We start from the raw sequence: 14,946 nt of genomic DNA, 5'->3' as shown, positions 1-14,946 counted from the left end.
CACATATTTTTGCTATTAAATTTTACTTACCTTCCTATGGATGTTTCTGAGTTACTTGATTCGTTGAACGATAAACAACGAGATGTGGTGGCCGCACCGCTGCAAAATATGCTGGTGTTGGCAGGCGCAGGCAGCGGTAAAACCCGCGTTTTAGTACAACGTATCGCTTGGCTAATGAAAGTTGAGCAAGTATCGGCGCACAGTATTTTGGCGGTAACGTTTACTAACAAAGCGGCGGCAGAAATGCGGGCGCGGGTTGAGCAAACGGTGGCTGGCAATGTTCATGGTATGTGGGTCGGCACTTTCCACGGTTTGGCACATCGCCTTTTACGCATGCACTTTCAAGAAGCGAAGTTACCGCAAAGTTTTCAGGTTTTAGACTCAGATGATCAATTACGGATGATCAAGCGCATTGTGCGCTCATTGGAGTTAGATGAGAAGCGTTGGCCTGCCAAGCAATTTCTTTGGTATATCAATGGTAAGAAAGACGAAGGTTTACGCCCACAACATATTGATAGCCAATATGATGTTACCGAAGAAACCTTTGTCAAAGTATACCGCGTGTATCAAGATACCTGTGATCGAGCCGGCTTAGTTGACTTTGCCGAGTTACTGCTGCGCGCGCATGAGCTGTGGTTAAATAACCCCGCGTTATTGGCGCATTATCAACAGCGTTTTGCCCATGTACTTGTTGATGAGTTTCAAGATACCAATGCCATTCAATACGCCTGGCTTAACTTACTTGCCCAGAAAAATGGCAATGTGATGATTGTTGGTGACGATGATCAGTCCATTTACGGCTGGCGTGGCGCTAAAATTGAAAACATTCAGCGTTTTTTAGCGGACTTTGACGGTGCAAAAACCATTAAACTTGAACAAAATTATCGGTCAACCGCCAATATACTTAATGCCGCTAACCAGCTAATAGGTAATAACAATAATCGCTTGGGTAAAGACCTATGGACCCAAGGCGATGCCGGTGAAAAAATCTCTATTTATACCGCCTTTAATGAAATCGACGAAGCCCGTTTTATTGCCGGTCGAATTGCCCAATGGCAGCAAGATAAACGTGCACTGGATCAAGTCGCGATCTTATATCGCAGCAATGCCCAATCACGCCTGATGGAAGAAGCCTTAATACAAGCGCAACTGCCGTATCGTATTTATGGCGGTGTACGATTTTTTGAACGACAAGAGATCAAAGATGCCCTTGCCTATCTACGCTTGATTAATAACCGTGATGATGATGCGGCTTTTGAACGTATTATTAATACCCCTGCCCGCGGTATCGGCAATCAAACCTTAAGTTTAGTGCGAGATGCTGCGCGTAGTTTGCAATGCACCTTATGGCAAGCGTGTCAGCATATGATGCAAAACCAACAATTAAAAGGCCGTAGCGCGAAAGTTATTCAGCAATTTGTGCACGTTATTGAGCGCCTAGAAGACGATTCAAGCCATTTAGACCTTGATCAACAAGCCAATTATGTTATTCAACATTCAGGCTTAAAAGCCATGTATCAAGCGGAAAAAGGCGAACGTGCCGAAGCCCGTATTGAAAACTTAAATGAGCTAGTAACAGCCTGTCAAACCTTTGAAGTTGACCCTGAGCTTGCCGAAGAGCAAAGCCCATTAACGGCATTTTTAACTCATGCCGCACTTGAGTCGGGCGAGTCGCAAGCCGATGATTACGAACCGGCAGTGCAGCTGATGACCATGCATTCAGCAAAAGGTTTGGAATTTCCATTGGTGTTTATTGCCGGTTTAGAAGAAGGCATGTTTCCGTCGCAACAGTCAGTTGAAGATATTAGCCGCTTAGAAGAAGAGCGGCGCTTATGTTACGTTGGTATGACCCGTGCCATGGAAAAGCTATATTTATGTCACGCAGAAAGTCGGCGCTTATACGGCCAAGAAAAGTTTCACAAAGCCAGTCGATTTTTGCGCGAATTACCTGCGGAATGCGTTGAAGAAGTGCGCTTACAAAATCAGGTCAGTCGGCCAAAAACCAAAGGTAAGTTTTCGTCCACTATTACTTTAGAAACCTTTGGCGATTCAGGTTTTAAATTAGGGCAAAATGTCCGTCATAAAAAGTTTGGTGATGGTGTGGTACTTAATTATGAAGGCAGTGGTCCACAAAGCCGTATTCAAGTGAATTTTGCGGATGTTGGTTGCAAATGGCTGGTGGTAAGCTTTGCTAATTTAGAGTCGATTTAAGCGCGTGATTGAACCCAGCTAGCAGCGACTACCCAGTGCCTTTGGCAGGCACGGGTTGCTGATACACGCTAATTGCGAGCTTAATGCTGCGGTAAGTGCTTGCTATGCCGTGGCGATAGTATTGGAACGTTTTCTAGCTTTTAGGGAGTCAACACTAAAAATTGCTAAAGCGGTCCAGATACAGGCAAAAGTGATTAATTTTGCAAAGTACAGTGGCTCTTGGTAATAAAAGGTCGCCAATATAAACATAATGCTTGGCCCAATATACTGGAAGAAGCCTAATGCCGATAAAGTCATGCGTTTAGTGGCCGCGGTAAAGCATAATAATGGTGCTGTGGTAACGATACCGGCACAAACGAGCAAGATATTTAACGCTCCAGTATTATTGAACATATTTGCGGTTGGGCTTTCAAGCACTACCAGCCAATAAGTCAGCGCAATGGGCAGCATCATCAATGACTCTATCAATAAGCCGACAAACGAGTCCAAGGGCAATTTTTTTCGTAATAAGCCATAGATACCAAAGCTAGCCGCTAATGCTAACGAAATAATGGGTAAGGAGCCGACCATAATCAGCTGAATTAGCACGCCAATAAAAGCTAATGCCACGGCAAATATTTGCCAAGGCCTGAGGCGTTCCCCCAAGAACAACACCCCTAAGGCGACACTAAATAAAGGATTGATATAATACCCTAAGCTCGCATCAAGCAGGTGGTCATTATTAACGGCCCAAATAAACATAAACCAATTTCCGGCGAGAAAGGCAGCAGAAATCGTTAAGCGTAACAGTACTTTGGGCTGTTTTACGGTCTGCAGAAAGTTTTGCCACCTATGGGTTATTAGCACAATAAGCAGTAATAAAACCGTCGACCATACGACGCGATGCACTAAGATTTCATCGGCATGAATATGGTCAATTAACTTAAAATATAAGGGTGCCACGCCCCACATAGTGTAGGCGCAAATAGCGCTAATAATACCGCCGCGTAAGGCAGATTTTTCAGTTGTCAGCATGGAGTTTAGGTGTAGGCTCAAATTTTTAGAAGCCAGATAATAACATTAATTATTTAGCTAACCTAATACCGGTTTGCTAGCGCGACAGGTTTTTGGTTGATAGACTCTGCATCACGATAATATTTGTGCTTTTAGCTAAAATAACGCTGCGTAGTGTCGCGTTACTGCGGTAAAATACACCATAACGTAAACCAGTGAAGATTTTCTGTTGCAAACCCTTACTACCACCAGCTTAACCCAAGCCCTAAAGCATCACTTTGGCTATCAAGCGTTTCGTTCTGGCCAAGAAGAAATTATTCAGCAAGCACTTGCCGGTCGAGACAGCTTAGTGTTAATGCCAACTGGGGGCGGCAAGTCAATGTGTTATCAATTACCGGCGACACTGTTACCTGGTGTAACTATTGTGATCTCGCCACTGATAGCGTTAATGAAAGATCAAGTTGATGACTTAGTTAGGCAAGGTATATCCGCAGCGTACGTTAATTCTTCGCTTGATAGTGACACGATTAATGATATTTTTCGTCGCTTAGGGCAAGGGCAAATTAAACTTTTGTATTTAGCCCCTGAGCGTTTAAAAAACTATTATTTTATGCAAGGTTTATTGCAACTTAATATCAGTCTTTTTGCCATTGACGAGGCGCATTGTATTTCTCAGTGGGGGCATGACTTTCGTCCAGCCTATACGCAATTACACTTGTTAAAGCAGCAGTTTCCTCGTGTGCCCGTGATGGCACTGACTGCCACCGCCGATGTCACCACCCGCCGAGATATTTTGCAGCAATTAGCCTTACATGAGCCTTATATTCATTTAGATAGCTTTGATCGGCCCAATATTCGCTTTACGTTGGCGGAAAAATATCAGGGCGAGCAACAAATTATGGGTTATATTGGCAAGCGTAAAGAAGAGTCCGGCATTGTTTACTGCAACAGCCGCTGGCAAGTTGAAAAGCTAGCTAAACGTTTAGCGCAAGCGGGCATTAATTGTGCTGCTTATCATGCTGGCTTGGAGCCAGAAATACGCAATATTGTTCAAGATAAGTTTGCCAAAGATGATGTTCAGGTTGTGGTGGCTACGGTTGCATTTGGCTTAGGTATTAACAAATCCAATGTACGCTTTGTTGTTCACTACGAGCCGCCTAGAACCTTAGAGTCATATTATCAAGAAATTGGCCGTGCCGGCCGTGATGGTTTGCCAGCGGAAGCGTTATTTCTTTATGATGAAAATGATGTCGAGCGTATTAATAAGCGTATTGCTGAAGGAGAAAACGAAGCCAGAGTTAACGTGGAGCTACAGCGTTTTCAAGCGATGCGGGGCTTTGTGGATGCGCAAACCTGTCGGCGTCGGGTTGTTTTAAATTATTTTGCAGAGTTTACCGAGCAAAGCTGTGGTAACTGTGATATTTGTTTAGATCCGCCGAGCCAATTTGATGCCACCCAAGCCGCACAAAAGGTCTTGTCATGTGTTTATCGCATTCAAGAGTGTGGCGATATCGAGCATGTGGTGGCAGTTTTACGAGCAGATAGTACGGAAAAAATTAAGCAACTGGCGCATGATAAAGTATCCACCTTTGGCATTGGCAAAGATAAAAGCCCAAGCTACTGGTTTTCTATCGTACGTCAGTTAATTCATTTAGGCTATTTACAACAAGATATTTCGGCGCAATCTAGTTTATGCCTGACCCAAGCCGCGGCTGTGGTGTTAAAAGGTCAGCAACCGTTAATGCTGGCAACGCCTCGTTTACAACAGGCCAGTTACTGGCGTGGTAATAAACGAGATAAAGTGTATGACAGAGCGCTGTTTGCAAAACTTAGGGCATTACGCAAAGAAATAGCGCAACTGGAAGATATTGCGCCTTTTATCGTCTTTAATGATGCGACCTTGGCTGAATTAGCGCGAGTACAACCATTGACGTCTAGGCAAATGCTAAATATCAGCGGTATCGGTGATACTAAGCTTGCCCGTTACGGTGAGCCATTTTTATCTTTAATTCAGCAACATCAAAACTAAACACTGGCAGAGTATGTGTTGTTATTTAATGATCAATAACGCGAGTTACTTGATGAAAAATCTATGATATTCAACATCTTGTGCTATTAATACAACAAAAAAGCGCTGGTTAACAGCGCTTTTTAAGCATTTGAACTAAAAGCTCAATTAGTCTGAGGTAAAATTACTTAAGGCTTTCGTAATATGCAGCAATGTTAGCAACGTCTTCGTCAGTCAGTGCCATTGCCATAGGTGCCATCACAGGATCTTTACGGTTGCCTGCTTTAAAGTCTTTTAATTGCTTGGCGGTGTAGGCGGCTTTTTGACCCGCTAAATTTGGGTACATTGGTACAGCAGAAATGCCAGCAGCGCCGTGACAGGCTGCACACATAGCAGACTTAGCTTTACCGGCAGCAATGTCGCCGGCAAAAACTGGTGAAGCCATCATAACCGTAGCAGCAACAGCTAATGTAAGTTTTTTCATAGATATCATCTCTCTTTGGTAAATAACTCTAAAGGATCCTTAAATGATTATATGTAAAAAGTCCCCTGTTGTCCTTGCTTTTTTTTTCAGCATGGCTGAATGTAGTTTTATCTATGACTTTGTTGCGCTAGCGCAAATTTTTTAATAATGACCATATATTTTTTATACAGAACCCGACCATGACATCAGCAAATACCTTACCCTTTGTAAGGGTTAAGCAAATAAATTCCCAGGTTTTACAGCTAGATTTTAACGTTAATTGGGGTATGGATGATTTATCACCCTTAATCGCCGCCGTGTTAGCAAAGTTGTCTGCTAAAACGCTGGAAGTACGACAAGGGGCGGATCGCTATTGTTTGCGAATTCAATGCCATGAATTTCAATTATTGTTAAACTTTGAAGAATATAGCCACTCATGTTGGCTTGAGTGTGTAACAGAGCAAGACAGTGCCGCGATGGCGAAAATCAAACAGCTATTGTCAAGCTAGTAGCGGTCATTGGCTAATGCGTTAGCCAAATACCCCTTAGTCGCTGCTTGTTAGATAGTAATATTTGTTCAAGGTGACTTATTTTTCTGGGTCGGTGTAGGTTTATATGAGGCGCTATTTAAGCAACCCAATATGCGAGGTTAGGTGCGGCGCCTGTTTTTACGCTCAAAGCTTAACCGTGTTTGTAACGCTAAAGTTAAAGGCATCAACTTAGCTCTTATGTGCGCTTTGCTAACTCAGAGTAAAGTAAGATTTAACCATTAATCCTGCTGCTTTATCGTAAACAGTAAATATCTTGTCGCTAGGGCAATATTCGCTTTATAAAATAACGTGTTTTGTTATGGTGGGTGATTAATTCCTCGATATTATTTTTATGTGAGATATTTTCATGAAAGCATTCTTATGGCCGATGTTTATTGTTTTGTTTTTAACGGCTTGCCAATCACCTAATTTGCAGGTGCAAGCAGGTAACAATGAACTGGACAACATTATTACTGATTATCAAAATTTTAAAGATAATCAAAGCCCATTAAACCAAGACATTGCCGGTGCAAGCAATCGACAATTACCCGATTTATCACCACTAAAGCTTGCGCAGCAGCACCAAGAGCTCAAGCTTATTTTCCAACGCTTAAGCAAGGTTAACACAGCAACGCTTGATCAAGCACAGGCCATTAACCATGCAGTGCTGTCGTATACGATTCGTAATCAACTCGATAATTACATTAATAAAGAACATTATATGCCCTTGACCGCTGAATCTGGCTTTCATGTTTGGATCAGCCGAATAAATAGTCAAGTCAACTTTAAAACAGAGCAAGATTATCGCGATTATCTAGCACGTTTACAGGCACTACCTCAGTATTTTAGTCAGCAAATGTATTGGATGGATCAAGGCATTAAAGCCGGCATTACTCAGCCACAAGTTGTATTACATGGCTTTGAAGAGTCGATAAAAGCATTTATTAAAACTGACGCGACAAAAAGTAGTTATTACTCGCCATTTATCAGTTTACCAGAGCATTTTTCTGCGTCATTACAAGCCGAGTTGCGTGGCCAAGCCAGCGATGCGATCACACAAGCGGTATTTCCAAGCTACCAAAAATACTATGACTACATGGTGCAGCGTTATCAGCCCAATGCCAGAGCTGATATTGCCGCCAGTGCTTTGCCCAATGGCCAGCAATACTATTTAAATCGTTTGCAACATTATACAACGCTTGATACTACAGTCGATGCAGTGCACGAAACTGGGCTTTTAGAAGTTCAGCGTATTCGAAATGAAATGGAAAACATCATAGCGCAATTAGGCTTTGACGGCAGTTTCGCTGATTTTGTACACTTTTTGCGCACCGATAAACAGTTTTATGTTACGAGTCCTGAAGCGCTACTCAAAGAAGCCTCGTATATTGCGAAAAAAATGGATGAGCAATTACCGCGTTTTTTTAAAACCTTACCTCGCACCCCATATGGTGTTGTTGAAGTACCCGCTAATATTGCCCCAAAATATACCACAGGGCGATACTCTGGGCCGTCGCGTGATGATCAAGCGGGTCAATACTGGGTTAATACTTATCGCTTAGACCGTCGACCCCTGTATGTATTAGAAGCGTTGACTTTACATGAGGCCGTGCCAGGACATCACTTACAGGGCTCTATTGCACGAGAAATGCAAAATGTACCTAAATTTAGAAATAGTACTTATATCTCGGCCTTTGGTGAGGGTTGGGGTTTATATTCTGAGTATTTAGGGATTGAAGCCGGCTTTTATCAAGATCCCTACAGTGATTTTGGTCGTTTAACCTATGAAATGTGGCGTGCGTGTCGCTTAGTGGTGGATACTGGCATGCATGCAAAGGGCTGGTCGCGTGAGCAAGCGATGAATTACCTTGCAGATAATACGGCATTATCGCTGCATAATGTTAAAACCGAAATCGACCGTTATATTTCATGGCCCGGTCAAGCCTTGTCTTATAAAATGGGCGAGCTAACCATTAAAAAACTGCGCAACAAGGCAGAAAAAGCGTTAGGTGAAAACTTTGATTTAAGAGAGTTTCATGATCAAGTATTAAAAAACGGCTCAATGCCACTTTCGATGTTAGAAACGATTATTGTGGATTATATCGAAAAGAAACAAGCACAAACCAAAGCATGATTTTTTAAGCGCATTTAATAAAGAAAGGAAGGCACGCAAAGTATACCGGGGGATTATGACAGTGAAATGCTTAATTTAAATAAGCCCCCACTATATTTAAACTTGGCAGTTCCGCTATCATAGGTTGCCCCTTAGATCGGTAACTTTGCGTCTCCAATTTTCACTGGATTTGCCCTTATAGAGCCACTATAGCTCTGAGTCGATTATAGACACTGTTTGACATTTGTAAACCGTTTTTAATTTGCATGCCTTTTAACTGTGATATGGCAAAGGCAGGATAAGACTGTTAGTCAAGATATTGACATGGTGTTAATCAATTGATAATTAATAAAAGGTCGTTAATTTATCGACCGGCAATAATAACAAGGACGTTTGTATTTAATGATGAGACAGCTGTTGAAACTTTTATTGTGTTGTTGTTTGCAGGTCAGTGCTGCGGCGCACTCGAGTACGCATGATCAAAATAATCGTCAACGCCTCGACAGTTATTATTTATACGATAAAGACGCATTACCATTTCAAGAGGTACTCAATGTTGCACAGCAGGTGGTGAGCGATCGCCATTTGTATAGTGAAAATACCATTGCCAAAGCTTTCGCTTTATTATCAGAAATCGCATTCGCCCGTGGCAATGCTGCCGCGGCGCTGCAGTTTGCTCAGTATGGCAATGAAGTGGGCAGCAACAACGTTGAGCTTCAATTAAATTTGTTGCTGCAAGTGGCGCGCGCTTATTACGCTCAAGGCAATTATATTGCGTTAAAAGACACAGCCCATCAAGCGGCTTGGTTGTCAGAGCAAGCACAAAATATTAATTATCACTTACAAGCCTTGGCTTACTCGGTTGTAGCTTATGCGTTAAGTGCGGATTATGCTTTAGCTATCGCTGAGTTGAGTAAAGTTGAACGACTACTAAATCAAAACCAAAACAGCGTTGATCAAATAACCCTTTTAGAAATCATTGCTGAAGCACATTTTAATTTAGCCGAGTATGAAAATAGCATTGAGCTACTAAAGCGTGTTGTTAAGCTGCGCTCAGAGTTGGCTAAAACCTCAGCTATGGCTCGTACTTTTCAATTAATGGCATTGGCATATTACCAATTACAACAATATGATGATGCTTATAATGCGTTTTGGCAGTCGCTACAGTTTTCTAAACAATATCAATTAGATATTCGTGCCGCCTTTGCTGAGTTAGGCTTAGGGCAGGTGCTTTATCAGCAACAAAAGTATACTCAGGCAAAAGCACACTTACTGAGCGCTGATGCTACTTTTAAGCAAAATAACTTAACCAGTCATAAGCTGTCAGTGAAAATAAGCTTAGCCAAGGTGTTTTATGCCTTATCGCAAGAGAGTGAGGCAGAGCAGCATTTGCTTTCTGCTCAATTGCTAGCAGAAAACGTAACGCTAACGGCAGATCAAATCGAACTATATGCGATGTTAACCGACTATCATTTGTTGTATGGTCAACTTCCCCAAGCCATTGATACCCAAAGTCAGTATTTAAAGCATTATCAAAGCTTTTACCCTAAAGCGAGTGTCAAACAATCTTTGGCAACGGCAGCAAAAAAAACACGCGATAAAACCAAGCAGTTAGCATTGAACCTTGCGGAGCAAAGCCAGCTACGCATCGAATATAGTGAAAAATATTATCAACAACAAACCCTAATTACCGTGCTATCGGTCGCCTTAACGAGTTTATTTGTCGGCATTATTTTTTGGCGATTACGTCAGCATCAACAGCAACGAAGTCATAACTATCAGCAGTTGGAAATCTCAAAAACCTACCTAGCGCAACCAGCGGCCACTAAGCGTTGGTATCAACAGCAATATAAAATCGCCCGCAAGTACCAATACGATATCGTGGTTGCCTACCTCGTAGTGACGAACTGGCAAGAATTAAGCTTTCATTTTAACGCTAAGACCTTAGCCGATGTAAGCGCGGCGTTAGCGACTATTGTTAATGAACACCTCGATGATGAAGATTACGCGGGTATTATCAGCGATGGTGAATATCTTTTTCTTTGCCCGCACCAAACAACAACACAAGTGTCAACAAAGTTTGAGGCAATAAAAAAAGCAATAAAAACAAGATTCTTTGCTAACTTAGGTGATTATTCAGTTAATATTAGTCTGTCGATTGATTCACCTAGTGTACAAGATATAGATCCCTATGTGTTCTTATCTCGTATCAGTGAAAGCATTGACCCTGTATAACTTGTAGAATATCACTAAAGAGCCAAAACCATGATTTTTGTTTTAATTGTTATCGCAATTTTTGTTGCGGTTAGTATTTATTTTTTTGTACAGGCAGAAAGGCTGCAACGCAAATTGATTTTGCAGCAGAGAGAGCTCAAGGGAGTCAAAAAAGAAAATAGTTATTATATAGAGTTTATGGCCGTTATTGCGCAGCGCTATGAAGACGCGGCGAAAAAAAGGTTTGTCGCCATGCGCGAGCATTCAACAACGCCCGCCCAAGAGTTAGAGATAATGGCGCCCTTGTTTAATAATTATGCAACGATTATAAATGCCAGTATTCGCGACAAAGGGAAAGTTCAGCCCTCAGTGGCGCAGGTCTATGAAGGTTTTCAGGCAGGCTCATATAAAACCTTAACAAATTATATTGCCCGCTCAAATGACGCGATAATCAAAGCTTGGGGAAGTAATGACATCAATGGCTTTATTAACCTAATTGAGCTCCTTATTGACACCAACCAGCCTGACTAACGGGCAGTAAAAAGCCGCTAGTGTATTAGCGGCTTTTTGGTAATAATGGCTATCTTAAGGTCTGATTTTAATGTCAGGAGAGGTGTTTATTTCACCGTCATCGGAAATGGTAGCCGCTTGGTTATCACACAGTAAAACAGCAATATTGCCGCCTTTGCTACCGCGGATAAAAGCTAAATCATAACCAAATTGCGTTAAGCTGCTAGTGGCAAATTTTTGTGCTAAAGATAACTTATCCCAAAGACTAGTACGCTCTGGCGTATAATGACGTCGCTCTAGTAACGTTTCTCTTTCAAGTACTGCGTGCACAATAACCTCTTACATAAATAGTAATATACGTAGCATTAATCCCTACAGTACGCGTTGATAAGGCAACATAGCCTATCTTTTGCTCAAGATCAATAGCTAATAGCTATTTTGATCTTATCAAAAATTAGTCAACAAATCTTTGTTCTTAAAATAAAAAAGTTATGTTTGTCGGTTGTTATTTCACGCTTACTTATAGTCATTGTTAGCCAAGTAAACCGCATAAGAAAGACAACAGCGACCTGTGACTAACGCTACTGCCTTTCACGCTCAAGCTTGTAGTTGCAATGTAGTGTTAGAAAGTTCAGCTTTTTTTCATGATTATTAAGGTCATAGCAGGTTATAATAAAGTCATGATGTGATCATTTTTGAAGAGTGAAATTGGCATGAGTCAGGTATTAAACGAACTTACCGCACTATTAACCTTAGAAGCTATCGAGCAGGGGATTTATCGTGGTAACAGTCAAGATTTGGGGTATAAAACCCTATTTGGTGGCCAAGTCATGGGGCAAGCGCTTTCTGCAGCCCAAGAAACGGTCGCAAAAAGCCACAACGTACATTCATTACATTCGTACTTTTTGCGTCCAGGTGATGCCAGTAAACCTGTGGTTTATCAAGTTGAAAATATCCGAGATGGCCGCAGCTTTCAAACCCGGCGCGTCAACGCCATTCAAAATGGTCAAGCCATTTTTTATATGACGGCTTCGTTTCAACAACACGAGCAAGGTTTTGAGCATCAAGACACTATGCCGCAAGTGCCTGGTCCTGAAGGCTTAACTTCTTATACCGATTTTATTTTTCAACACCAAGACGCGATACCAGAGGCGATCCGGGGTAAATTTTTAGCGGAAAAGCCAATTGAAGTGAGACCGGTAGAGCACTATAACTGGTTGCAGCCGGAAAAAACCGACGCTAAGTGTCAAATGTGGCTGAAAGCCAATGGCAGTTTGCCCGACGATTTGCGTATTCATACCTATTTGTTGGCCTATAGTTCGGACTTCTCTTTTTTGCCAACGGCGTTGTACCCACATGGTGTCAGCTTTTGGCATCCTAACTTTCAATTAGCCACTATCGACCATTCCATGTGGTTCCACCGACCCTTCCGACTTGATGAGTGGTTGTTATATTGTGTTGACAGCCCTTCGGCCAGCAGCGGTAGAGGCTTAGTTAGAGGGCAAATATTTAACCAAGCGGGGGTTTTAGTTGCCTCTACTATGCAAGAAGGGGTTATGCGTCAGCGTTAACCTTGGCCTGTTGCCAGTCGTAACCGCTCGGGTGCTGAAACACCCGCAAACCAAACAGGGGGCCGCGGCGTACAGGTGGTCAAATATATCCGCTTGAATGGCTTCGTAGTTGACCCTTAGAGTATGCAAAATATTGTCTACTGTGTATGCAGTGTACCAATAGGCATGAAAGATGAAACATCCAAAATATTCAATCAATATCAGATAATATATGGCCTATTTACAGTTTCAACCTAACACACAATGTCAGTTTTACCAAACAACTTATTTGCGCATCAGTGTGCCTAGGTAAATTGGGCTAGTATATTTCTTGCCTAGCGCTGCTAATAAAGATATTTATCCAGTTTATTTTGTAAACTGCGAGCCGCTGCACGGTTGCCTTGCAACAGTTGACAAAAACACTTCATTAAATATTGGTTTAGCAAGCGCTAAAGCATTCCATTTGATAGCTTTCCGCCATTTAAAAAATTTAAAATTCTTTCACAGATCACACGCATTCTGAATCTTCATGCATATATAACCCCCGTTACTTCGTAACAAGCTTCTATTTCTTTCCTTGTGCTTTTTTATTTTATTGTTACTTGGTAACTAGAAGTAATTAACAGAGATTCAAATAAGAGCAGTAAACGCAGTCACAAAGTTAATGAGCTGCACTCTTTATTTTTCACATAAACAATATGTTGCATGAATATTTATAACATGATACAAAAATGTCATCATGGATAATTTAATTAAAAGGAGCTTATTCTTGAAGTACAGACATATCTTTTATTTACTGGCAATTAATTTGTCAATCTCAGTTTCCGCCAAAGCCAAAGAAAGCTTACCATTCGATTTTTCTGCTGGTTACGGCTCTCTAACAAGTGGATTCGGTGTGAATTTATCTTTAGAAAGTGAACGTAGCTTTGGCTTTGTTTCTTTAGGGTGCCAATATCTTAATAGTAGTGACATTGTGGATATCTGTGGTGGTGGTTTAGGCTATCAGATTGCACCTTTTAAATCCGCTTTAGAGCATTCAATCGGTATTAGTTATGGAAATATAGGTAAAGGGAGAAATGGTGATACTGAATACGGCATATCAACTAATTATACATACTATTTTAATGAAATTAATAACAGTGGATTTTGGGTTGGGGCAGGATACCAAATTGGCCCTAGCAATGATGATCTAGATGAGTTCTTTTTTAATATTGGTTACAACTTTTAATACGGAGAGTTAAATGTTTAATCAAATTTTTGCAGCAACTGTTTTTGTGAGTGTAATTGGATTTGAAGCTAATGCTTCTGTTCCTCCTTCTTGTGTTACAGGGAAATCCGCAACTGGATTGACAGCAGAAGCCCCGACTCATGTTGGCGTAGGTATCTCGACACAATTTAAAGGAGACTATGATTTTTCTATCATGTAAAGGGGAATATAAAATAACAGCTACTATAAGTGATGGAAACTTTTCAAAATCACAAATTATAACTCCCAGTGTATTTTACACGGCAGGCAATTTTTGCGGGATACCAAATTAATATATTTGAACTCGTAATTGGGAGCGTAGGGTATGATTATTTGTACCCTACTGCTAATTATAGGATCTATAAAATTTAATTATTATAATGTATAAATTAGCTTGTTTGTTTATTTGCGTATTTTGCTTATGTGGCTGTGTTGTAGTGCCAGAAAACAGTCAAATAGACAAAAATAGTTGTAGTATGTCAACTAATCAGAAATACCTTAAAATAGTAAATTTAAATGATAACTCTACTACTTTTTATGAGTGGCAAGATGAGTTCTTTGCTATCGTTACGGTTCCTACATCCGCAATCATATCTGGCACATACGTAGCGATCAATAATGTTATTAACATTGGTGAAAAATTGATAAAGTGCAATTAGTTCGACCAAGATAACAATTTGATGATCGGGTGTTTTATTCTCTACGCTATAAGAGGAACCAACCTTTGAGTTATTCTTTTAGAAACAAGCTTCTTGGTTACTTGTTCTACGTTAGACATCTCAGCAAGACGTATATCTTTCTTGGCGCGAGTGATAGCGGTATATAGCCAATTTTTAGTACACAGGGGAGAGTCTTCTATAACGGCTATAACCCGATCAAATCCAGCGCCCTGAGCTTTATGCCCTGTCACTGCATAGCCTAGCTTTAAACCTGACTCAATCATTTCATCATAGTTGAGCTGAATGGTCGTATAACTACTATTGATCTGATTAAATGGAACCGCACACTTTTGTGAAGGATAATAAACCCAGCAACAAAGGTGTGAAAATGACCCAAAGAAGAAAACCTAGAAAATATACTGATGAGTTCAGAGAAGAAGCAGTAAAGC

Annotated in this window: 13 protein-coding genes and 1 riboswitch; of the genes, 9 read left to right on the top strand and 4 right to left on the bottom strand. The window is 41.1% G+C overall.

Annotation, left to right across the window (positions count from 1 at the left end; genetic code table 11):
• Positions 1-36: 36 nt before the first annotated feature.
• Positions 37-2,211: a DNA helicase II gene (uvrD, locus tag B6K83_RS11730; RefSeq protein WP_085285118.1), complete on the top strand. Its 2,175-nt coding sequence runs from the start codon at positions 37-39 to the stop codon at positions 2,209-2,211.
• A 102-nt stretch (positions 2,212-2,313) separates the two neighbouring features.
• On the opposite strand, the gene rarD is transcribed toward uvrD, so the two are convergent.
• Positions 2,314-3,225, bottom strand: a complete 912-nt coding sequence (gene rarD, locus B6K83_RS11725; protein ID WP_085285117.1) for an EamA family transporter RarD — start codon at positions 3,223-3,225, stop codon at positions 2,314-2,316.
• A gap of 208 nt (positions 3,226-3,433) precedes the next feature.
• On the opposite strand from rarD, the gene recQ reads away from it, so the two are divergent.
• Positions 3,434-5,233: a DNA helicase RecQ gene (gene recQ / locus B6K83_RS11720; RefSeq protein WP_085285116.1), complete on the top strand. Its 1,800-nt coding sequence runs from the start codon at positions 3,434-3,436 to the stop codon at positions 5,231-5,233.
• Between the two features lie 163 nt (positions 5,234-5,396).
• On the opposite strand, the gene B6K83_RS11715 is transcribed toward recQ, so the two are convergent.
• Positions 5,397-5,696, bottom strand: a complete 300-nt coding sequence (locus B6K83_RS11715; RefSeq protein WP_085285237.1) for a c-type cytochrome — start codon at positions 5,694-5,696, stop codon at positions 5,397-5,399.
• A 179-nt stretch (positions 5,697-5,875) separates the two neighbouring features.
• Between B6K83_RS11715 and B6K83_RS11710 the strand changes: the two genes are divergently transcribed.
• The 4 genes from B6K83_RS11710 to B6K83_RS11695 all read left to right on the top strand — a co-directional run bounded on the left by B6K83_RS11710 (position 5,876) and on the right by B6K83_RS11695 (position 11,063).
• Positions 5,876-6,184: a DUF3630 family protein gene (locus B6K83_RS11710; RefSeq protein ID WP_085285115.1), complete on the top strand. Its 309-nt coding sequence runs from the start codon at positions 5,876-5,878 to the stop codon at positions 6,182-6,184.
• Positions 6,185-6,572: 388 nt separating this feature from the next.
• On the top strand, positions 6,573-8,339 hold the full coding sequence (locus B6K83_RS11705) for a DUF885 domain-containing protein (RefSeq protein ID WP_085285114.1): 1,767 nt from the start codon (positions 6,573-6,575) through the stop codon (positions 8,337-8,339).
• A 101-nt stretch (positions 8,340-8,440) separates the two neighbouring features.
• A riboswitch (cyclic di-GMP riboswitch) is annotated at positions 8,441-8,523 on the bottom strand.
• 197 nt (positions 8,524-8,720) lie between these two features.
• Entirely contained in the window at positions 8,721-10,553 is a 1,833-nt protein-coding gene (locus tag B6K83_RS11700; RefSeq protein ID WP_085285113.1) for a tetratricopeptide repeat protein, read from the top strand.
• A gap of 30 nt (positions 10,554-10,583) precedes the next feature.
• The gene (locus B6K83_RS11695; RefSeq protein WP_085285112.1) at positions 10,584-11,063 is read left to right on the top strand and encodes a hypothetical protein; all 480 of its coding nucleotides are present in this window, start codon (positions 10,584-10,586) and stop codon (positions 11,061-11,063) included.
• Between the two features lie 54 nt (positions 11,064-11,117).
• Here B6K83_RS11695 and B6K83_RS11690 read toward each other — a convergent pair whose 3' ends face one another.
• Positions 11,118-11,372, bottom strand: a complete 255-nt coding sequence (locus B6K83_RS11690; RefSeq protein WP_085285111.1) for a hypothetical protein — start codon at positions 11,370-11,372, stop codon at positions 11,118-11,120.
• Between the two features lie 383 nt (positions 11,373-11,755).
• Here B6K83_RS11690 and tesB point away from each other — a divergent pair, with 383 nt between their 5' ends.
• The 3 genes from tesB to B6K83_RS11675 all read left to right on the top strand — a co-directional run bounded on the left by tesB (position 11,756) and on the right by B6K83_RS11675 (position 14,019).
• Complete coding sequence (gene tesB / locus B6K83_RS11685; protein ID WP_085285236.1) at positions 11,756-12,613, top strand: acyl-CoA thioesterase II; 858 nt, start codon at positions 11,756-11,758, stop codon at positions 12,611-12,613.
• Between the two features lie 748 nt (positions 12,614-13,361).
• Positions 13,362-13,820: a hypothetical protein gene (locus tag B6K83_RS11680; RefSeq protein WP_085285110.1), complete on the top strand. Its 459-nt coding sequence runs from the start codon at positions 13,362-13,364 to the stop codon at positions 13,818-13,820.
• Between the two features lie 13 nt (positions 13,821-13,833).
• Positions 13,834-14,019, top strand: a complete 186-nt coding sequence (locus B6K83_RS11675; protein ID WP_085285109.1) for a hypothetical protein — start codon at positions 13,834-13,836, stop codon at positions 14,017-14,019.
• Between the two features lie 519 nt (positions 14,020-14,538).
• Here the strand turns inward: B6K83_RS11675 and B6K83_RS18715 are convergent.
• A complete protein-coding gene (locus B6K83_RS18715) occupies positions 14,539-14,781 on the bottom strand; it encodes an ATP-binding domain-containing protein (RefSeq protein ID WP_085285107.1) in 243 nt (80 codons plus the stop codon).
• Positions 14,782-14,946 lie beyond the last annotated feature (165 nt).

It is taken from the genome of Colwellia chukchiensis, assembly GCF_002104455.1.
GTDB classification, from domain to species: Bacteria; Pseudomonadota; Gammaproteobacteria; order Enterobacterales; family Alteromonadaceae; genus Cognaticolwellia; species Cognaticolwellia chukchiensis.
The sequence above is the reverse complement of the archived record's forward strand: the minus strand, read 5'-3'. Positions and strand labels throughout refer to the sequence as shown.

Bases quoted from the DNA above. Each gene is read 5' to 3' on its own strand.
- uvrD (WP_085285118.1), top strand. From the start codon at position 37: ATGGATGTTTCTGAGTTACTTGATTCGTTGAACGATAAACAACGAGAT.
- rarD (WP_085285117.1), bottom strand. From the start codon at position 3,225: ATGCTGACAACTGAAAAATCTGCCTTACGCGGCGGTATTATTAGCGCT.
- B6K83_RS11715 (WP_085285237.1), bottom strand. From the start codon at position 5,696: ATGAAAAAACTTACATTAGCTGTTGCTGCTACGGTTATGATGGCTTCA.
- B6K83_RS11710 (WP_085285115.1), top strand. From the start codon at position 5,876: ATGACATCAGCAAATACCTTACCCTTTGTAAGGGTTAAGCAAATAAAT.
- B6K83_RS11705 (WP_085285114.1), top strand. From the start codon at position 6,573: ATGAAAGCATTCTTATGGCCGATGTTTATTGTTTTGTTTTTAACGGCT.
- B6K83_RS11700 (WP_085285113.1), top strand. From the start codon at position 8,721: ATGATGAGACAGCTGTTGAAACTTTTATTGTGTTGTTGTTTGCAGGTC.
- B6K83_RS11695 (WP_085285112.1), top strand. From the start codon at position 10,584: ATGATTTTTGTTTTAATTGTTATCGCAATTTTTGTTGCGGTTAGTATT.
- tesB (WP_085285236.1), top strand. From the start codon at position 11,756: ATGAGTCAGGTATTAAACGAACTTACCGCACTATTAACCTTAGAAGCT.
- B6K83_RS11675 (WP_085285109.1), top strand. From the start codon at position 13,834: ATGTTTAATCAAATTTTTGCAGCAACTGTTTTTGTGAGTGTAATTGGA.
- B6K83_RS18715 (WP_085285107.1), bottom strand. From the start codon at position 14,781: ATGATTGAGTCAGGTTTAAAGCTAGGCTATGCAGTGACAGGGCATAAA.